The organism is Gottfriedia acidiceleris, from assembly GCF_036421055.1.
Lineage (GTDB): Bacteria > Bacillota > Bacilli > Bacillales > Bacillaceae_G > Gottfriedia > Gottfriedia acidiceleris_C.
Map to the genome: position 1 here is coordinate 386,912 of NZ_JAZGQS010000002.1, position 20,563 is coordinate 407,474.

A 20,563-nucleotide genomic window follows, 5' to 3' on the forward strand; every position below is an offset into this window, starting at 1 on the left:
GCCTCGAAAGACAAGCGCTTGCAATCAGTCTGAAAATCAAGTTTTTAGTACTTTGTCTACACACTGAGAGAAATTGTTTCCGCAATTTCTCTTTTTGCTTTTGAATTCACTTCCAAAAAAGATGATTTTTTATTTACATTTCAATACTCTAGTTAATTTCTATCAATTGATAGAATCCTCCGCTAAGTAAGTCATTCATTTACGAACGGTAGTATAACTTCTATCGTTGTACCTTTGTTTACTTCACTCTTAATATGGATTTCGCCAAAATGGTTATCAATGATTTTTTTACTAATCATAAACCCTAAGCCTGTTCCTTTTTCTTTTGTCGTATAGAATGGTTGTCCCAACTTATTGATTGTATCTTCGGACATCCCGCCTCCTTCATCAATAAATTGGATCATCAATTTTTCATCATCTCTTTTTTTTGTTTGAATCGTTAATTTTCCACCTTTATTCATAGCTTCGATTGCATTTTTAATAAAGTTGATAAACACCTGTTTCATTTGATTTTCATCACAATTAATATGAATATCTTCCGTAAGATACTCCGTGAAAATTTCAACATTATTCATAATTGCTTCAGTTTTTAATAGATCGACAATTTGAGTTAATAACAATTGAATATTTGAATGTTCCAGTTTATTAATTTGTGGTTTTGCTAGAATGAGTAGTTCGCTAAGGATTCCTTCGATTCGTTCACATTCTGATGACATAATTTTAAAATATTCTTCTTTATCTCCAAATCCATTCTTCATCAAATAAATGAATCCTTTTATAGCGGTGATAGGGTTTCGGATTTCATGGGCAATTCCTGCAGCTAATTGGCCAGCAACAGATAGTTTTTCGGTGTTTTGTAACATTAATTGAGACATCTTCCACTCCGTAATATCCCTTAAAGTTACTGACCAACCATCCAAATTCCCTTGTGCATCGTGAATGGGCGCTGCTGATAATATAACATCTACCTTAACTCCATCCTTTCGAACTCGGACTGTTTCTTCTCCGAAAATAAACATTCCTTGTTTAACTTTACCTTCAAATCGTTTAACTTCTGCCATAATATCGTTTGGAATAGATTCTAAATCATACAAATGCACACCCTGTATCTCTTCTTGTGTCCAACCAAACATTTTGTCATATGCTTTATTAGAATGTACTACTTCACCATTCTGATTAAAAATTAATATGCCATCTACATTGTTTTCAATAAATGATTCAAGTTGTTTCGATTTAATTTTGAGGGTCTCCTCTGTTTTTTTTCTTGAAGTGATATCACGGCAAATACCTGTGATTCCGATCACATTTCCTTTCAAATCAAGAATAGGGGACAGGGTTGCACTTACTTGAATCAGACTACCATCCATACATTTTCTAATCGTTTCTAGACCAACAACAGATACACCAGTTCTTACTTTACTATGTACTTCTTGAATAAAGTTATTTAGAAAATCGGGAACAATCGGTAAAATCCTCCCTATAATACTTTCAGCTGAATAACCAAACATTGTTTCAAATGAAGAATTAATCTCTAACACTCGATTTTCTAAATCAATAACCCAAATTGCATCTGCATTGTTGTGAACAAAAGATTCAAGTCTTTCTTTCGTTTTGCGTAGTTCATCCTGCTCCAATTGACCATCTGTGATATCTTTTGCAATTCCATAAACTCCAACGATCTTACCGTTTACAATAATCGGCATATTTGTAACATATAAATTGATAACAGTGCCATTTTTATGCAATGTTTTTACTTGGTATCTTTGGGTAATGCCCTCGGTAGCTCTTTTATAATGTTCCATAGCTCTATCCACGTCTATTTTACTTACTAGAGGTACAAATGACATCTGCAATAACTCCGATTCACTATATCCTAACATTCTTTCCATAACTGGATTTACAGTAAGATAATTTCCATTTAAATCAAAAGAACATACTGCATCTGGATTTTGTTCAAAAAGGGATTTGTAATGCTCATCTTTTTCTGTTTGTAATTGCTTCCTATCCGATATAACTTTGAAATATACACTTAATCCGCTTAATGAAGGATACGCTTTCACTTCATACCACGTATCGAGTGGGGGAAAATATGCTTCAAAATTATCTGGTTTTTGTTCATGTATCGCTTTATGATAATGCCTATAAAACGCTAACTCTATTGCTTCAGGAAATTCACTCCATATATTTTTACCAACTAAGTGATCCCGCTTACGAAAAAGTAGACGGGCAGCTGCTGAGTTTACATAAGTAAAATTCCAATTTACATCTAACGCAAAGAATCCATCAGTAACTCTCTCTAAAATCTCATAAGCGTTTCCTACTGTGTTACTCATCTGCTACCTCTCTGTCCATTTATATTTATTATTGTCAGTGTAGTCTACTCATTAGTAATGATTAATTCCTCTTCTTCCTCAATAACTATTCTTGTCGAATATACCAAAATCCTGCTAATAACAACTTCATTTAGCTTTTTGGAAAAAAGGAATCATTTGTTTTGTAACTGATTATGTAAATTAGCTATTTAATTGAATAACTTTTGGTAAAAAAATTAAGAGAAATAACAAGGATTGATTCATTTCAGGTTATACGAAAAATGAATGAATGAACTTGACGTGCAACTAGTTGGTTGCTTACTATTTAAATAGTAGGGAGGTCGAATGAAATAGATAAGGTTTTTAAAGCACTTGCCGATTCGAATCGTAGAAAATTACTTGATGAATTATTTATAAATAACGGACAGACATTAAGTGAATTGTGTCAACATCTTGAAATGAGTAGACAAGCAGTAACTAAACACCTATTGATACTAGAAGAAGCAAATCTTGTTGTTGTAGAGTGGCATGGTCGAAATAAACTGCACTATCTAAATCCTGTACCCATTAGCGAAATTTCAAAGCGATGGATCAACAAGTTCGAACATAATCGATTAGATGCATTAAATGAATTAAAAATACTTGAGGAGGATTTGAACAATGAATAAACCACAATTTGTTTATGTTACATACATTGCAACTACACCAGAAAAACTATGGGAAGCTTTAACAAGCACTCAATTTACTGAAAAATACTTTTTCGGAACTGCAATTGAATCTGATTGGCAAGTAGGTTCAACGGTTTCTTATTTGCGAAATGGTGAAGTTACAGATTATGGAACGATTTTAAAATGTGAGCCATTTCGTTTACTATCATTCACATGGAATCATACAAATGATCCGACGAACCGTAAAGAACCCTCAATCGTTACATTCGAGTTGAAAGTATTAGAGTCCACAGTAAAATTAACACTAAAACATGAAAATCTAGAACCGACTGATTTAGTAGATCGTGATGACACATTTGAAGGATTAAACAACGGCTGGCCAGCAATTTTAAGTAACTTAAAAAGCTTGCTTGAAACAGGAAAGACATTGCCACCTGTTTCGATTTAAGATAGTTAATATGGATTTAAAAAGGCTGTCATAAACGATGTCCCTTTTTTGACGTTGTAATTGGGATTCCGGGTATGGTAGTTATGTTGCTGATTATAGGAGTAGCGCTTCCTTCAATCGGTCTTGGCATTATTGGATGGCTTGTTTATATTTTTGCTCAAGGCATAGTGGTAAAACATTTGTTTTAATTTTCGCGACTCTTTTTATATTTTTGATAAAAAGCTTTGATATAATGAGATAAAACGCAATTATAGGAGAAAAAATGCTTAAAAAATTAAAATTATGGGCGAAGAAATTAAAGCGACAAGTCTTCACACTTTATTTTGCATGCAAAGATGAACGTGTTCCTTGGTATACTAAAGCATTCATAGTTTGTGTAGTAGCATATGCTTTTAGTCCGATTGATTTAATACCTGATTTTATCCCAATTTTAGGTTATTTAGACGATGTTATTCTCATTCCTTTAGGTATTTATATCTCTTTAAAACTAATACCAGATAATGTAATAGTGGACTGTGAAATGAAAGCAGAAAAAATGATGAAAAAAGGTAAACCTAAAAATTGGATAGTCGGATCATTCATTTTGATGATTTGGTTAGCGATTTTTATTTGGGTAATTTTCAAGGTTTATCAATTAATTAGTTAATATTTTTAGACTGAATGAAAAAACGGCTGTCCTAATTAGGGTAGTCGTTTTTAATTTCATATTAAACGACAATTAAAAACTCAAAAAATCATTACAAAAACAGAGTTAAATATGTCAACTATCCCTATAAATCCACATTTAATATTCATCCCATCCACACAGTGTACGACTTAATCCAATTCTCTACAAAATATAAAAATATTGAAAAAAAGAATTAGTTATGAAATAAAAGCTTACTTGAATATAAATTTAATAAAACCTGTCTATGGAGGACTATTTATGGCTTTTGTTGCAATCTTTACAGTTGGTATGCTAAAACACCCATATGATCACTCTGCCTCTCGTCAATTTTTTTCTGTAGGAAATGATATCTTTCGTCAGGCTACTAAATCAGGTTACATGATTGATGCGTTTTCATCTGATGGAATCTCTCTCCCAGATGATGCTAATAAGGGGGATGGGTATCCTATAATCACTCTAACGATATGGAAGAATCTAGAATCCTTATATCGTTTTACCTACTCAGGATACCATAAGCAAGCGTTGAAAGATCGTAATAACTGGATGGAATCTTATAAAGAGAAGCACCTTTCATATGTTGTGTGGTGGACTGAGAAGCCAAGCGATGTTTCGTGGGAAGAGGCCTTTAAAAGATATGATTATTACATTCAAAATGGATCAACATCTACTGCTTTTGATTTTAAGCATGCATTTGATCAAAATGGTGAAGTATTTTTAATTAAGTAGTAATAGATTTCTAGATAAATTGTATCTAAATGATAGAAAAGTAGGAATTTTACAAAATATTAATAATTCCTACTTGATTTATAGGAATACTTGTATTAGTATTTTCGTAAATTAATATTATTAAAAGAAAAGGGGGAGAAAAATGAATACATTTCTTATCTGCGTAAACGTAGTAATCTTATTAGTACTTATGTATGGCTTGTATTTTATGCAAAAGAAGCATGTATCTTTTTCAAAACGTGTATTCGCAGGTTTAGGTTTAGGTCTTATTTTTGGTTATATTATTCATCTAATCTATGGAACTGAACATGATGTTACAGTCGGAACAATCGACTGGTTTAGCATTGTTGGTAGCGGTTATGTAAAACTATTACAAATGATTGTTATGCCGCTAGTATTCGTTTCAATTGTCGGAGCATTTACCAAATTAAAATTAACGAAAAATATCGGTAAAATTAGTGTCCTTGTTATTGGGATTCTACTTGGTACAACAGCTATTTCAGCAGCTATTGGAATTGGATCCGCTTTAGGTTTTGGACTTGATGGATTCAAAATTTCAGCGGGTGCTGCAGAGACTGCTAGAATTACAGAATTACAAGGGCGTGTTCCAACTGTAGAAGCGATGACAATCCCGAAACAAATCCTTGAATTAATTCCAAGTAATCCATTTTTAGATTTAACTGGTGCACGTGCAACATCTACAATTGCTGTTGTAATTTTTGCAGCAATTGTTGGAATTGCCTACCTAGGAGTAAAGCGTAAAGAGCCTGAAACTGCAGAGTTTTTTGCTAAAATTATTGATACCGTTTATACAATAACGATGAGAGTTGTATCGTTAATTCTTCGTTTAACACCTTATGGAATCCTAGCAATCATTACAAAAGTAGCAGCAACAAGTGATTATGATGCAATCGTAAAATTAGGTAAGTTTGTCATAGCGTCTTATGTGGCTTTAATCTTAATGTTTATTGTGCATTTATTATTATTATCATTTGCAAAACTTAGCCCAGTAAGATATGTGAAAAAAGCCTTACCAACTTTATCATTTGCATTTACATCACGTACAAGTGCTGGAACATTACCAATGACAATCAAAACACAAACAAAAGATTTTGGTGTTTCAGAAGGAATTGCAAACTTCGCTGGTTCGTTTGGACTTTCAATCGGTCAAAATGGATGTGCAGGTATCTACCCAGCAATGTTAGCTGTTATGGTAGCTCCATCAGCTGGTGTTGATCCAACAAGTGCATCATTTATTATCTCTCTAATTTTAATTGTAGCAATCAGTTCATTCGGTGTAGCTGGTGTCGGTGGAGGAGCAACTTTTGCAGCTCTTATCGTACTATCAGTTATGAATCTGCCAATCGCAATCGTTGGATTACTAATCTCAGTTGAACCTCTAATTGACATGGGCCGTACAGCTTTAAACGTTAGTGGAGCAATGACATCAGGTATCCTAACAAGTAAGGCTACAGGAGAATTCGAAAAAGAAGTTTATCAGCAAGCTAATGTTGTAGACGTTGTAGAAGGATAAATTTTAAAATGGATAGCCTGAATTGGCTATCCGTTTTTTTATATTATAAATAGAAAAAGCCAAGTAGAAATTAACAGTTCTTCCCTTGGTAGAAGAATAATTAAACTTTACATACTTCGAATCTCGCCTTTATACTTTAATTGATTTGAATTTTCTTTCAATTATAAGTAATTTAATTTTGAATGATATTTTCAAAAATAAAACGAATAGTTCAACGATTAAGCTTTTGAAAGTTTGGATAGTTTATTTTAATGGGAGGAGATTTAAATTGGCTCGAATGGCTCGTAGAATTGTAACGTCAGCACTATCGCTTGCTTTGGTTACTACAACAGGTTCTGTCAGCTATGCTCAAACAAATGCAGAGAAAACCTCAATTCAGGCAGAGGTGAATGGAATGATATTAAACAAACATAGTGATAGCTTTCCTGTATTAAGCAAAGTAAAACGTCCTGAAGAGGTTGGATTTTCATCAGAGAAATTAAAACAAGTAGATGAATTAATCCAGCAGGATGTAAACAATGGTTTTCCGGGCGCAGTTCTAATGATTATAAAAGATGGGAAAATTGTTAAAAACTCTGCTTATGGGTACGCGAAAAAATACGATGGGCTGTCACTACTGAAACATCCTCAGAAAATGAAGACTAATATAATGTTTGATTTGGCATCAAACACTAAAATGTATGCAGTTAACTTCGCTTTACAACATCTTGTTAGTATCGGAAAAATAGACTTGAATTCAACTGTACAATCATACTTTCCAAATTTTAAAGACAAATCAACTGATACGATTAAAGGGAAGGACTCCTTACGCTTAATCGATATTTTACACCACACTGCTGGTTTTCCAGCTGATCCGCAATACCACAATCTAACTATAGCAGGTTCATTGTATACACAAGATCGTAATGAAACTTTTGAAAAAATCGCTGAAACACCTTTAGAATATGTACCCGGTACGAAAAACATTTATAGTGACGTAGATTATATGATTCTTGGTTTTATTATTGAGAAAATAACTGGCCAAAGACTAGACGAATATGTAGAAAATACGATTTATAAGCCATTAGGTCTAAAAAACACAATGTTTAACCCTTTGCAAAAAGGATTTAAACCGAAAGATTTCACGGCAACCGAGTTAATGGGGAATTCACGTGACGGTATCATCTCCTTCCCAAATATTCGTACATACACAATACAAGGAGAAGTGCACGACGAGAAGGCATACTATTCTATGGGTGGCGTATCCGGACATGCAGGACTTTTCTCAACGACGAGCGATTTAGCGGTTCTTTTGCAAGTAATGCTAAACGGAGGTGGATATGGAAAAGTAAAACTTTTTGATCAAAAGACGATTGATCAGTTTTCAGCACCTTCCGATTTAAATCCAACATATGGTTTAGGGTGGAGAAGAAATGGCTCTGCAAGTATGTCATCTACGTTTGGATTGTATGCAAGTCCAAATGCGATTGGACATACCGGTTGGGTAGGCACTCTGACTATTATAGATTCAGATAATAATTTAGGAATTGTCTTATTGACCAATAAAAAACATTCACTTGTAATTGATCCACTTATAAATCCGAACAAATTTGTAGGGGATGACTATGCTACAGGACAATACAAAGCCGTGGCGACTGCTGTGTATGAAGCATTGATTAAGTAATTATTCTTAAATAAGGAAAGAGAAAAATCTTCTTAAATTAATGATTTTTCTCTTTTTTATTATTATGCGAAATACCATTGGTCAATAGTAAGATTCATCGTACATATCCATTAAGAAAAATATTGCAAATGCAACAATATTAGATTAGATTTAAATTGAAGTACTTTTATTGCATTTGCAACAAAAAAGATTATGGAGGTAATACGAATCATGTATATTCCAAAAAATTATAAAGTAACAAATCCTGAAGAAATTTGGGATTTCATTCAAAAAAACTCTTTTGGGACAATTATCACAACAAAGCAGAGTAGACCAATTGCTACACATTTACCTTTAGGTATAACGAAAAAAGGTGAAGATTATTATATTACTGGGCATATCGCATATGGAAACCCACAATGGAGAACATTTGAGAATAGTGAAGAAGTACTTGTTATGTTTCAAGGACCTCACGCTTATATTTCATCTTCTTGGTATGAAGTTGAGGAAGTTCCAACATGGAATTATCAAGCCGTGCATGTTTACGGAAAAGCAAGCATATTAGAAAGAGATGAATTAGTAGAAGAATTAACAATCATGCTAGAAAAATATGAACAAAATCGTGAAAACCCAGTATTATGGGATAAACTTTCTCCACAACTTTTAGAAAGTGAGCTAAAAGGTATAGTAGGATTTAAGATTAAAGTGGAAGAAATTCAGGCCTCCTATAAATTAAGCCAGAACCGAAGCGAAAAGGATTATTATAATATCATTGATAATTTACAAAAAGAAGAAGATCCACAATCTAAACAAATGGCTGAACTGATGGGCAAGAGATCAGAGCATTTATCGAAAGTAAGATGTAAATTTGATTGTAAAAAAATGAAATATAACTAGTACAATTCATTAACCGCATATAAATTATTAAAAGCTGTCTTTTTGGATAGCTTTTTTTGGTCAAAAACAATTAAGTATGACATAGGAATCTCAGATAAAGGATGTGAAGATCGGTGTTGATTGTGCTATTAGCGGTACCAATCTTATTATTAGGATTATTTTGTTTATGGGTCTCAATTTTTAATAAAAATATGCGTTTCTTAAAGAAGATACTTTACTTCTTATTAGGGGTAACCATGTTGATAATCGCCATTTATCTATTAGATTTCTATTTGTTTTTTCGTATTTAGTGCCATCTTTTGTTAAAGAAAAAGTTTTTTATATTTAAGTCATCAAAAAATTTTTGCTAATTAAAATTATTTTATAGAAGAACATAAGAATGATCAGAAGCTATGTTAAAATTAAATTACATATCTTTCCAATTCAGTAGAAAATGAACTGTTTTTACTTTGAATTTTAAATGAACTTTAATTAAGAGTTAGCTAATAAAAAATATAAAAATACATAATATAAAAATACTAGTGATGAGGAGTAAAGAATGAAAGAATTTTTCCAGCTTTTAAAAAAGGGTAATAAATCTGCATTATTAGCAGCTATTGTTAACGCTGTAATAGCAATAATAAAAGGAATAGGGTTTAGTATGACAGGAAGTGTTGCACTTTTTGCTGAGATGATGCACAGTGCTGCCGATACTGCTAACCAACTTTTTGTTTTTAGCGGTTCAGCTTTAAGTAAAAAAGCACCAACAGATCGGTTTCCAAATGGATTTGGCCGACTTGTTAATTTAGTTTTACTTGGTGCAGTATTAATTGTAGGAATTATGGCATTTGAAACGATTGTCGAAGGAATTCAGCATATTATACATCCAACCCACTCTTCGGGGCTGACTATTACTCTTACTATTTTAGGTGCTTCAGTAGTACTTGAAGCATATGTACTTTACAAAGCAATGAAAGAAATTAGTCATGAATTAGGAATAACAACAAGTGGTTTTGGAGTGGTTACCGAGGCAATTTCTAATTTAGGAAAAGCAAAACCAGCTACAAAATTAGTTTTCTTAGAAGATACAGTAGCAACTCTAGGTGGATTATTAGCGATGATTGCAGTAATTATTGCTTACTTTACACCTTTTCATCAAGCGGAAGGTATTGCTTCTGTCATCATTGGTATTTTGATGTTCCTTGTTGTTGGAAAAGTTTTTCTTGATAATGCTGCAGGTGTAATTGGTGAATCTGATGAGGAAATGGAAGACAAGATTGGTGAAATCGTAATGGATGATCCAGATGTTAAAGATATTCAAGCTCTTACGGTTGTTAAAGAGGGAGAAGATTTACATGTTGAATTGGAAATTGAACTAGATCCTAACTTAACAATCGCTCAAGCTGATGACATAAAAGATCGATTAGAAGAAAAAATCATGAAAGAAAAAGGTGTAACGGACGTAATTATCGAATTGGACGAAGATGACGGTGTTCAAAATTGGACTGATGATAATAAAACAGAATTAATTGAAAAATGAACTTATATAGGAGAAGGACTTGGTTATATTTCAAGTCCTTTTTCTTAATATGAAACATAATATTTAGCTTTCTAGTTGATTATTTAGTTCTGTAACTCATCATTTATTCAATTCCGTTCCTTCTTCTTCTGTCGATACATTTTTAGGTAACTAAAACTCTAAATATAATACTATTTTTTTCAATTCTATTCTTCCTTATTTATAAATGAAATTGATAGAAAATAAATGTGGAAATAATTTATCCTACATGTATATATTAACAAATTTTACTTGAAACATCGTGCGAGTAAGTGTATATATTGTGAATTTATTAACAAAATATATCGTGTAGTAGTGTTTTCTCATAAATCAATAGATTCTTAAAGGATTCAATCAAAAATAAAAGAATTATATTAATTGTACAAACTTTTTAATGAAAATTTGTTACGAAGTTAATAGAGATATTACATTAAGATGTTAAAATACATGTTTTAGTTAAAGGTATATTAAGGAAAAATTATCAAAAAGATAATAGGTAGTTTTCTTGTATAGTAGTGTTAGGGGAATTAGGACAATTCCATGTCTTTAAGTGAATTGGATAATTCTAATCTACTATTACGTACATAAAAAGATAAATCTTAGAATGAAATTGAATGGTTCTTTGAAAAACGTGAAATTATGTAATCGGTATGACGAGGAGGAATGATCATGTTTGAATTTGAAAATATAGAACAGTTTGCAAGAATAAAGGTTATTGGTGTTGGTGGTGGCGGAAATAACGCCGTTAACCGAATGATTGAAGACGGTGTAGAAGGTGTTGAATTCATTGCTTTTAACACAGATGCACAAGCACTAAAACAGTCAAAAGCTGAAATTACAATGCAAATTGGTGCAACGCTGACGCGTGGTTTAGGAGCAGGTGCAAATCCTGAAATTGGAAAAAGAGCTGTTGAAGAAAGTAAGTCACAAATTGAAGAAGTACTAAAAGGGGCGGACATGGTTTTCGTTACAGCTGGAATGGGCGGAGGAACAGGTACAGGTGCAGCACCTGAAGTTGCGAAAATTGCTCGTAAGCTTGGTGCCTTAACAATTGGAGTAGTAACTCGTCCTTTCAAATTTGAAGGTAAAAAGCGTGCAACAAATGCTGAAGGTGGAATTAAGGAACTTAGAGAAGCAGTTGATACATTAATAATCATTCCAAACGATCGATTATTGGAGCTAGTAGACAAAAAAACACCGATGCTTGAAGCATTCCGTGAAGCAGATAATGTACTCCGACAAGGGGTTCAAGGGATTTCCGACTTAATCGCAGTACCAGGATTAATCAATCTTGACTTTGCTGATGTTAAAACAGTCATGTCTCATAAAGGGACAGCCCTTATGGGAATCGGTATTGCAAAAGGTAAAGATCGCGCTACAATCGCTGCTCAGAAAGCATTAAATTCTCCTTTACTTGAAACTTCTATTAATGGAGCTCATGGCGTCATTATGAATATTACAGGTGGACGTAACTTAAGTCTGTTTGAAGTACAAGAAGCTGCTGATATCGTAGCTTCTGCATCTCACGAAGAATTAAATATGATTTTCGGTTCGGTAATCGACGAAAATTTAAAAGATGAAATTATTGTAACGGTAATTGCTACAGGATTTGCAGATAAAGAAGAGAAAATGGTAAGAACTCCTTCTAGACCAATAGAAGAAGCACCTAGCTTATACAATAGAGAACAACGATTCCAACAAGATCAGAGATATCGCGTAGACCAACAGCAAGATTACGGTCGCTATCATGAACAGCAAGACACAGGTCGATACACAGAACAGCAAAATTATGGACGTTACAATGAACAGAAGGATCATAATCGATATAATGATCAACAAGATTATGGACGATATAATGACCAACAAGATTACGGTCGCTATAATGAGCAGCCAGAATATAACCGTTATCCAGAGCGACAAGATCATAATCGTTACACAGACCAACAAGATTACAGCCGCCATAATGATCAACAAGATTATGGTCGATACAATGAGAAAGAAGATTCAACTTCATATATTCCGGCATTCTTACGTAATCGAAAAAACAGAAATAGATAGACTGATAGATGTAGAGAAGGACATGAGTTTTAATGCTCATGTCTTTTTATTTTTATTCAAATTTCCATTTCACTCCGATTTAGCGCTGATTTTTGCTCTTTCTTTATTTTTTTTCTTCCAATCTATAAATATTAATAATAATGGGCCTGTACAAAAAAATAATACCTGTAACAAAAGAACATACAATTTATACTGATGAAACTCCGGGCCAACTATAATCAATACTGTAACATTATGTAAGAAAATATAATTAATATATTTCTTGCTAGTTTCATAATATTATCCTCCTGTTTTAAATGGTGTGTTGTTATGAATAAAAATAATAGCATTAGTCAATTTAAATATTTATCAAAATTTAGGCAAGAAACGATAAAATTAAATAAAAAAATAAAGTTAAAAAAAAGGGTATCTATAAAGTTGTAATACTCCCCTTATAGTAGACAGTTAAAAGCAAGGTGCTGTACTGTCAACTATAAGGGAATTTTTTTGGTGAAAATTAAATTTATTAAAACTTTTTTAGCTCTCAGGAGTCTAATGTATAGAACATCGAGATGGAGGGATTGAGATTGCAGGATCATAGTCTAGTGAAAAGGGCTATCAAAGGAGATGAGCATGCATTTTTATCAATTATGCATGAGCATAAATTATCATTATATAAAACTGCATTAGCTTACTTGAAGAATAAAGATGAGGCAATTGAAGCAATTCAAGAAGTGACCTTTAGAGCTTATCAAAACATAAAAACATTGAGAGAACCAAATTATGTAAAAACATGGCTTATTCGGATTATGATTAATTACTGTCAGGATTTTATAAAGAAGAATGATAGAATAACCTTCGACGATGACTATATTTCGCAGCAAGGTATGAACGAAGACTATGACTATATTGACATAGAAGAAGCAATGTTACAGCTTGATGATACACAACGACAGCTATTACATTTAAAATACTTTCACGATGTTAAAATCAAAGATATTGCAATTATGTGGAATCGCCCGGAAGGTACGGTAAAGACTTGGTTAAATAAAGCATTGAGATCATTAAGAGGAATCCTTGAAGGGAAAGGAGAAAAAGGCAATGTTTGAAAAAGAAGAAAGAGAATTAAAAAATTTGAAAGAAAAATACGAAAACGTCGAGTTACCTCTTGATGAAATTGACGAGGCTATCCAAATTGGTTTTCAAAATGCAAAAGAAGTTAAGATGATCACAAAACCGAAAAGGAAATTTAGAATTTGGTCAATAATTGCAGCTGCCATTTTTCTTTTTGGAATTCTAGCAAGTATACGTGTATCTCCAACGTTTGCTGATTATTTAACAAAAGTACCGGGAATGGAGAAAATTGTTGAAATGGTTCGTGTGCGTCATGATAAGGGTCTACTTTCAGCGGTAGAAAATAGATATGCCCAAAAGATTGGTACTTCACAAGAAAAGAATGGTATTAAAGTTACAATCGATTCTGTTATTGCTGATGAACAAGACATCGTTTTATTTTATACGATTGATAGTACCTCAAAAAAGAAAAATTTCGAAATCCTTGAAGCATATCTTAAACCGAGTAATGGGGAAAAATTACCCGAACACTCTTTTTCTTTTGGAGGTACTGTCGATAAAGTTAAAGGTCAATATACTAGCACAGTAGAATACGATTTTGATAAACCATATGAACAGCAAGATTTTAAGTTAGTTTTAAAAATTAAGAATGAAAAGCAATCTGCACAATTTTCGATTCCACTTTCAATAAGAAAACATAAAAAAACGAATCAAATATATGAACTTAATAAAACGGTAATAATTGAAGATCAAAAGATCAAAATTAAAAAAGTTACTATCTATCCACTTCGTGTAGCAGTACAAGTTGAAATGGATCCAAGTAATTCAAAGAAAATACTAGATTTCTCTGATATAAAACTTGTTGATCAAAATGGTGAGGTATGGTCAAAAATAATTAATGGAACTGCTGCAAAAATTATTAGCGATAATGAAAGAATTATCTTTTTGCAGAGTAATTATTTTAAAGATCCAAAAGAATTATATTTTGTCATAAATAAAATTCAGGCAATTAATAAGGAAGATGAGAACCTTATAATTGATACTGAGAAACAAAGAATTCTGAAACAGCCAACCGGCAATTATTTAACTGACCTAAAAAAAGAAGGAGATACTATATTTTTTACTTTGAATACAAAAAAGGAATTTAATTACGACATGATTGGATCAATCTTTGATGCAAATGGAAAAGAGATTGAAATGAATGAATCTTATATGGAAGGCAATGTTAATAATAAGCAAATAATAGGTTTTAAGATTTCATCTCGACAAAAGTATATGAATCCGATAAAAATTAATCTTGTATCTTTTCCTTCATATATCGAAGGAGATGCAGAAGTAAGGGTTAAATGAATTACCTTACGAACCTGAATTAGAAAAAACAAAAACGTAATCTTTTCTATGTTTATCTAGAAAAGATTGCGTTTTTTAAGTTACTACAGACTATTCACCTTTTGGCAATATGGTTCAGGTGGATAGTTATGTTTAAACTTTTCAAAATCCCAAGTTCCTAGGAATTTTTTTGCGGCTTGGTATCCGTTTGTGAAAAGTGCTTCTTTTTCTTTTTTATTTAAATTAAAATCTGTGCTTGAAATTTCACCAGTTGGGATTTTTATTGTTCGTTCATTTACTTCTGCTGTTAGATGTCGAATGTCATGTGCTTGTCTCATCGTTATAAATATTGATTTGTAAAATGAGATTGGGTTATGTGCATCCAGCGGTTTTGCAATAATTTCTTCATCTATTAAACGAAATCCAAAAGTCGGCCATTCTTGGTGGTCATCGAAAATCCAAATTGGAAAATTACTTAGTATTCCACCATCAACAATTAAGATTGGATAATCATAAATAGGAGTTTTTAGTTTAATGGGTTGAAAGAAAAAGGGAATTGTACCACTCATTCTTACTGCTTGAGAAATTGTTATATCTTTTGCTGATAAGCCGTAATCTCGTAAATCATCAGGTAAAACGACCATTTTACCATTACTAATATCAGAAATAATGATTTTTAATTTTCCTTCTTCTAAATCATCGAAATAGCGAATACCTTTTTTGGATAATAAAGCTTCTAACCATTCTTCTTCAAAGTCATTTTTATATAACCCATTTTTAAATAAGATATTTAATCCTAATCCGATTAAAGGAATAAAGTGCAACCATGTTTTTGTAATAAATTTCTTATAATCTAGATGATTCATAATTTCCTTTAATTCTTTCCCTGTATAGCCACATGCTAGAAGAGTAGCAACAATAGCGCCAGCAGAAGTGCCTGCCAAACGTGCCCATTCATAACCTTCTTCTTCTAAAGCACAAATAGCACCAACATGTCCGATTCCTCGAACTCCTCCTCCTTCAAAGATACCATCTACTTTCATTTTGTTACACCTACCTTTTTAGAAAAATGAATTATACTAATATAATATATGGAGGTTCTCTTTAAGTGTGATTAGCTACTGATGCAATCATATTTATCAATTAATTTATTTTTTGGAAAATAATCTGACAATCTTTGCAGATAAATTAAGATTTTCAAATATCACTTTATTTGCTACAAAATTTCGGATGTAAAAAAGTAATAGAAATATTTAGATGATGAATATTTTAAATTACATATGAAATACTAACAGCAATCTGATAGTTTATATCAGAAAATTTTATTAAAAGGGGCTACATATCATGGCAAATAGATCTTCAAATCAATATGTTTCACCAAATGCTGAATCTGCTATCGAACAGATGAAGTATGAAATTGCAACAGAATTTGGAGTACATTTAGGTCCAGATTCAACGTCTCGTGCAAATGGTTCTGTAGGTGGAGAGATTACAAAACGTTTAGTTCAAATGGCTGAACAAAGTCTCGGTGGCTATTCAAGATAAAATATTTATTTTGAGAGATGAGTTAATGATAGGTAATTTTGTTACCGATTAATTAACTCATCTCTTTTTGAATTCTTAAAAAAATTAAATTAAATTAACTAATACTAAAAAATATAGGGTAAAAAAGATATAAATTCAGAAAAATCAATAAAATTTTTAAAAGTTTGTATTAATATATGTAAAAATGAGTCGATATAAGTAGAGAGAAAATTAAAATAATTTGGTATTATTAAACTAAACTCAATGTAACTATAGAGAGAATTATATTGAGTAGATAAAGAGATAGAAATAAATGGGGAGTTGCAAGTATGAAATCAACTGGAATTATTAGAAAACTAGACGATCTTGGAAGAATTGTTCTACCGAAAGAACTAAGAAACACAATGAATTTAGAGAACAATGCTCCATTTGAAATTTATTTTGAAGATGGTAAGATTATTCTTACAAAGTACGATGAAAATTCCGGTCTAAGTGGAATTGTTAGAAGATTAGATGACTTAGGAAGAATAGTTTTACCAAAGGAATTAAGAAAAATGTTAAATCTAAATAAATATGAACCATTTGAAGTATTTATAGAGGAGCAAAGGATCATCCTTAAACAATTTGTTTCAAGTAATGCTTGTATGGTAACAGGAGTTATTGATGAAAATAATTTCTCGTTTGATAGTGGAAAGATTGTAGTAAGTAAATACGGTGCAGAAATTCTAATTAAGGAATTGCAAGAATACATAACTAAATAAAAAATCTCCAAAAGTGCTCTTTTATCTTTTCAAAATAGAAGAGCACTTTTTTGTTTGTAATCGTTTTAAGGAATAAGTGTTTGGACTTGCTAGAGTATTATAAGAATCTCTTTTAGTTTCTCAACGATTTACTACAAATTTGTTAAAACCCTCTAAAATACACCAAGATAATAAGACACTACATAGAATGATAATTTCCATTTTTTACATCTCCTTTTCTTTTTTCTACTTTTAGATTTATTAGGCTTTAAATGTCTTGAATTTTAGGATTGTATGTTCTGTTTTGTTTGGATGTTTTCATTATACACGAACATCCATTCTTATGTAAGTAGTTTTTTTAGAAAAAAAATAAAATTTTTGCGAACGTATATTCAAAATAGGTCATTCGTTCGCATTTATTAATAAATTGAACAAAAAAGCAACTACAAGCCAGGTAATATATTAATAACAAGTAATACAAGTGATAAAGGGGTAGTTGGTCATTCGGGTATTGTAACTAGTTCAAATACTTTATTACATATACCAGGTATTAACTCTTACCCAAAAGAAATTTCAATCTCAAATTGGCATAAATCATATAAGAACACCAAAGTATCTCGCCCAAATAATTCAATTTTATGTCAAAGAGCAACTAAGATGGCCCGTACTCATTTTATTAATAAAAAGATATCTTATGATATTAAATTCAAACCCAACCCAACTGATATTAATAAAACATACTGTAGTGAATTTAGTTTGGTATTTTTATTGGAAAGCAGGTAAGGAGCTTAAAATATTTGAAAGTAGTTTTAATGGCACTATTTGGAAGCGCCCAGGGATAATAAAGCCATATGACTTTAAAAACTCATTTAATTTGGATTACAATGGTTTAAAATAGTTCAATCGTTTAATTGGTAAAAAAATAGAACAGCCATTTGGCTGTTCTAATTTAATAAACTATTTATCTCACATGGTTTAAAACAATCGTATTATTATTATGATCTTTATATGTATTGGAATCTCCTTTTAACTGTACTCTAACTAACCATTTTCTATCACCTGTTTCTTTAATCCAGTCTAAAAAAGGTAAAATTTCTTTTATATTATTTTTCTCAATTTTTTTTGCTTAATGAGATATTCTTCAACTGCATTTTAGTTAAAAGAAGTTTAATTTTTATATAAGAGAACGAGGCAGTTAAAAACAGTAGAACTGTAATAATAACTATGATTAATTTTTTCTTGCTAATCTTTGTTAAATCTCCTTTAATTTTATATAACTCAATTTTAACGATAATTTTGATTAAATAATTACCATGATGTTACAAAAAAGTGAAATATATTATTTCTATTTATTAACTTAAGTGTAGCTTCAGCCAAAATATATACTTCTTTAATGCAAATAACTAATGTTTTTTGTCCTCAATTTCTATACTGTAAAAGTATGTTTCTTCCATAAATATGGTAGGATATGGTTATGGAAATGTTAGAAGGAGAAAACGTATGGGCTTAATAGAGAATCAAAAGTATTTCTTTGAAAAATATAAAATTGATGAACAGGACTTTAAAAAGTACTGTTTAGACTGGTCAAAATATATTGAAATTTATAATGAATACGTATCAGAAATACCCAATCTTGAAACTGTAGCTACTTTTATTTCGGAAATACTCCGTAAAAATCCTGAAATTCATACTGTGAAATCGCGAATAAAATATCCCGACCATTTAATTGAAAAGATTATTCGAAAGACGATAAAAGGTAAAAAATTAGACTTATCATATGAAATCGATGTTTCGAATTATAAATCCGAAATCACGGATCTAATTGGTATAAGAGCATTACATTTATATAAATACCAGGCCGCAGATATAGACAAAACAATTAGACAAAATTGGAATTTACATGAAAAAGCGACTATTTACCATCGCTTAGGAGATATGACAAGCGAACAGCATATTGAAGAAGAAAAGTTCCAGTTTTTAGTTCATGATGCCGGATATCGATCATGGCACTATGTGATTAAGTCGCAAATGACAAAAGTGAATTATTTAGCTGAAATCCAAGTAAGAACGATATTTGAAGAAGGCTGGAGCGAAATAGATCATCAACTTAGGTATCCTTATGATTTAGATAATGAGATATTAAATGAACAGCTTTTAATCTTAAATAGACTTTCGGGTGGGGCGGACGAATTAGTCAATTCAATCCTTCATACTAAGATGACGATTTATCAACAAAACGAAGAAAAAGAATTTCGTGATGAAAAGATTCAGGAACTATTAGATGAAATTTCTAGTTTGTCAGAGGATGGAAAATTAACTGATGAGGATAAGAAGTCATTAGAAGAGAAAATTAAGCAATTAGAAGTTAAAAAGATTAAAGTAAATTATAGTAATCTGTTTAATAATCGCTCGGTTGAATATCACTTTAAACGAAGAATATTTCCTAGTGACTTTTAGATAATTGTAATAGAGGCCAAAGCTATATGCTTTGGTTTTTTTTTCATTTTTTACCAGAAAAATTTCTGCGTTTTTTAGGTGCCATTTCTTTTTTCCTAACATTAAATGTAATAACAGATCTAGTTTAGATTTAAAAAATATGAAACTAGGTGGAATTATGGTTAAAAGGCCAATTTATAAGCAGGAATTTCTAAACACATTTAATTATGCAGACAGGAATTTTGATATTGCTTCTCTTAAAAATCTAATTGAACAATCTTTTGGAGAAAACAATGCATTGGATTTTAAGGAAACATTTGTTAGAGAGGATCAAATTGCAAAACTAATCATTGCTATGGCGAATTCAGGTGGAGGATCAATTATTTTTGTTGTGAATGATGATAATCACCCAGTCGGGATCCTCAAAGAAGAACTAAAGGATCCAACCGACTTTCAAAGAAAATTAAATGGCTATTTACCTTCTATTCTAATTTATCATCTTCAACAAATTGATTACGACGAGAATGAAATGTACGGATATTTTAGTGGTAAAACCTTCTTCATCATTTATATCCCCGAGCAAAATCGATATATCCCGTTTATTGCTAAAAGAGGCTCCGATAAATTATTTACAGATAAAATTTATATTAGAAAAAATACTTCAAACGAAACCGCGACAAACGATGACTTGGAAATTATTTTTAGAAAAAGGCTCATTGAACAATATGAGGATTTATCAAATATGAGTTTAAATGAGCATATGGAACAATTAAAAATCCTTTATCGAATCGCTGCAATTAGTGTTGATACAAATAAAAATCAAAAAGATGATTTTAGTGAATTTATTGCCAGAATGATTGAGAAAAAAAAGCGAAAGATTGAGATTGTTTTGGAGGTTAGTAATATAGAGTGATTGGTAGTGAAGATAGGACATGATGCAGGAATAATAGGAATACAAGATAAAACCAAGAATATCGGTTTATCGTGCATTC

At 31.5% G+C, this 20,563-nt stretch carries 16 protein-coding genes and 1 pseudogene; 15 read left to right on the top strand and 2 right to left on the bottom strand.

Going from position 1 to position 20,563, the window contains the following annotated elements; genetic code table 11:
* Positions 1–191: 191 nt before the first annotated feature.
* Positions 192–2,333, bottom strand: a complete 2,142-nt coding sequence (locus RAH41_RS04550; protein ID WP_331220988.1) for a PAS domain S-box protein — start codon at positions 2,331–2,333, stop codon at positions 192–194.
* A 392-nt stretch (positions 2,334–2,725) separates the two neighbouring features.
* On the opposite strand from RAH41_RS04550, the gene RAH41_RS04555 reads away from it, so the two are divergent.
* The 11 genes and pseudogenes from RAH41_RS04555 to RAH41_RS04605 all read left to right on the top strand — a co-directional run bounded on the left by RAH41_RS04555 (position 2,726) and on the right by RAH41_RS04605 (position 14,892).
* On the top strand, positions 2,726–2,980 hold the full coding sequence (locus RAH41_RS04555; RefSeq protein WP_419471562.1) for an ArsR/SmtB family transcription factor: 255 nt from the start codon (positions 2,726–2,728) through the stop codon (positions 2,978–2,980).
* On the top strand, positions 2,973–3,428 hold the full coding sequence (locus tag RAH41_RS04560; RefSeq protein WP_331220989.1) for an SRPBCC family protein: 456 nt from the start codon (positions 2,973–2,975) through the stop codon (positions 3,426–3,428). Before RAH41_RS04555 ends, RAH41_RS04560 begins: the two co-directional genes overlap by 8 nt.
* A gap of 262 nt (positions 3,429–3,690) precedes the next feature.
* Complete coding sequence (locus RAH41_RS04565) at positions 3,691–4,074, top strand: YkvA family protein (RefSeq protein WP_331220990.1); 384 nt, start codon at positions 3,691–3,693, stop codon at positions 4,072–4,074.
* Positions 4,075–4,353: 279 nt separating this feature from the next.
* The gene (locus RAH41_RS04570) at positions 4,354–4,821 is read left to right on the top strand and encodes a DUF3291 domain-containing protein (protein ID WP_331220991.1); all 468 of its coding nucleotides are present in this window, start codon (positions 4,354–4,356) and stop codon (positions 4,819–4,821) included.
* Positions 4,822–4,963: 142 nt separating this feature from the next.
* Positions 4,964–6,355, top strand: coding sequence for an L-cystine transporter (locus tag RAH41_RS04575; RefSeq protein ID WP_331220992.1), 1,392 nt, complete (start codon positions 4,964–4,966; stop codon positions 6,353–6,355).
* Between the two features lie 394 nt (positions 6,356–6,749).
* A complete protein-coding gene (pbp4b, locus tag RAH41_RS04580; RefSeq protein ID WP_331221050.1) occupies positions 6,750–8,018 on the top strand; it encodes a penicillin binding protein PBP4B in 1,269 nt (422 codons plus the stop codon).
* 210 nt (positions 8,019–8,228) lie between these two features.
* Positions 8,229–8,894: an FMN-binding negative transcriptional regulator gene (locus RAH41_RS04585; RefSeq protein ID WP_331220993.1), complete on the top strand. Its 666-nt coding sequence runs from the start codon at positions 8,229–8,231 to the stop codon at positions 8,892–8,894.
* Positions 8,895–9,432: 538 nt separating this feature from the next.
* Positions 9,433–10,413, top strand: coding sequence for a cation diffusion facilitator family transporter (locus RAH41_RS04590; RefSeq protein ID WP_331220994.1), 981 nt, complete (start codon positions 9,433–9,435; stop codon positions 10,411–10,413).
* A 687-nt stretch (positions 10,414–11,100) separates the two neighbouring features.
* A pseudogene (gene ftsZ, locus RAH41_RS04595) lies at positions 11,101–12,049 on the top strand (cell division protein FtsZ); the annotation flags it as partial.
* Between the two features lie 1,006 nt (positions 12,050–13,055).
* Positions 13,056–13,577, top strand: a complete 522-nt coding sequence (locus RAH41_RS04600; RefSeq protein ID WP_331220995.1) for a sigma-70 family RNA polymerase sigma factor — start codon at positions 13,056–13,058, stop codon at positions 13,575–13,577.
* Positions 13,570–14,892 (top strand): DUF4179 domain-containing protein, encoded by a 1,323-nt coding sequence (locus tag RAH41_RS04605; RefSeq protein ID WP_331220996.1) that lies wholly within the window; start codon positions 13,570–13,572, stop codon positions 14,890–14,892. Before RAH41_RS04600 ends, RAH41_RS04605 begins: the two co-directional genes overlap by 8 nt.
* An 83-nt stretch (positions 14,893–14,975) precedes the next feature.
* Here the strand turns inward: RAH41_RS04605 and RAH41_RS04610 are convergent, their stop codons facing one another.
* A complete protein-coding gene (locus RAH41_RS04610; RefSeq protein ID WP_331220997.1) occupies positions 14,976–15,914 on the bottom strand; it encodes a patatin-like phospholipase family protein in 939 nt (312 codons plus the stop codon).
* 301 nt (positions 15,915–16,215) lie between these two features.
* Between RAH41_RS04610 and RAH41_RS04615 the strand changes: the two genes are divergently transcribed.
* The 4 genes from RAH41_RS04615 to RAH41_RS04630 all read left to right on the top strand — a co-directional run bounded on the left by RAH41_RS04615 (position 16,216) and on the right by RAH41_RS04630 (position 20,484).
* Complete coding sequence (locus RAH41_RS04615) at positions 16,216–16,416, top strand: alpha/beta-type small acid-soluble spore protein (protein ID WP_098843962.1); 201 nt, start codon at positions 16,216–16,218, stop codon at positions 16,414–16,416.
* Positions 16,417–16,724: 308 nt separating this feature from the next.
* Complete coding sequence (locus RAH41_RS04620; RefSeq protein ID WP_331220998.1) at positions 16,725–17,156, top strand: AbrB/MazE/SpoVT family DNA-binding domain-containing protein; 432 nt, start codon at positions 16,725–16,727, stop codon at positions 17,154–17,156.
* Positions 17,157–18,635: 1,479 nt separating this feature from the next.
* Positions 18,636–19,592, top strand: coding sequence for a hypothetical protein (locus RAH41_RS04625; protein WP_331220999.1), 957 nt, complete (start codon positions 18,636–18,638; stop codon positions 19,590–19,592).
* 157 nt (positions 19,593–19,749) lie between these two features.
* Positions 19,750–20,484 carry an ATP-binding protein gene (locus tag RAH41_RS04630; protein WP_331221000.1) on the top strand — a complete coding sequence of 245 codons (735 nt, stop codon included), beginning with the start codon at positions 19,750–19,752 and terminating at the stop codon, positions 20,482–20,484.
* Positions 20,485–20,563 lie beyond the last annotated feature (79 nt).

Coding starts and splice junctions, on each gene's coding strand:
- RAH41_RS04570 (WP_331220991.1), top strand. CDS start 4,354: ATGGCTTTTGTTGCAATCTTTACAGTTGGTATGCTAAAACACCCATAT.
- RAH41_RS04610 (WP_331220997.1), bottom strand. CDS start 15,914: ATGAAAGTAGATGGTATCTTTGAAGGAGGAGGAGTTCGAGGAATCGGA.
- RAH41_RS04585 (WP_331220993.1), top strand. CDS start 8,229: ATGTATATTCCAAAAAATTATAAAGTAACAAATCCTGAAGAAATTTGG.
- RAH41_RS04550 (WP_331220988.1), bottom strand. CDS start 2,333: ATGAGTAACACAGTAGGAAACGCTTATGAGATTTTAGAGAGAGTTACT.
- RAH41_RS04565 (WP_331220990.1), top strand. CDS start 3,691: ATGCTTAAAAAATTAAAATTATGGGCGAAGAAATTAAAGCGACAAGTC.
- RAH41_RS04560 (WP_331220989.1), top strand. CDS start 2,973: ATGAATAAACCACAATTTGTTTATGTTACATACATTGCAACTACACCA.
- RAH41_RS04625 (WP_331220999.1), top strand. CDS start 18,636: ATGGGCTTAATAGAGAATCAAAAGTATTTCTTTGAAAAATATAAAATT.
- RAH41_RS04575 (WP_331220992.1), top strand. CDS start 4,964: ATGAATACATTTCTTATCTGCGTAAACGTAGTAATCTTATTAGTACTT.
- RAH41_RS04620 (WP_331220998.1), top strand. CDS start 16,725: ATGAAATCAACTGGAATTATTAGAAAACTAGACGATCTTGGAAGAATT.
- RAH41_RS04615 (WP_098843962.1), top strand. CDS start 16,216: ATGGCAAATAGATCTTCAAATCAATATGTTTCACCAAATGCTGAATCT.
- RAH41_RS04630 (WP_331221000.1), top strand. CDS start 19,750: ATGGTTAAAAGGCCAATTTATAAGCAGGAATTTCTAAACACATTTAAT.
- RAH41_RS04590 (WP_331220994.1), top strand. CDS start 9,433: ATGAAAGAATTTTTCCAGCTTTTAAAAAAGGGTAATAAATCTGCATTA.
- pbp4b (WP_331221050.1), top strand. CDS start 6,750: ATGATATTAAACAAACATAGTGATAGCTTTCCTGTATTAAGCAAAGTA.
- RAH41_RS04605 (WP_331220996.1), top strand. CDS start 13,570: ATGTTTGAAAAAGAAGAAAGAGAATTAAAAAATTTGAAAGAAAAATAC.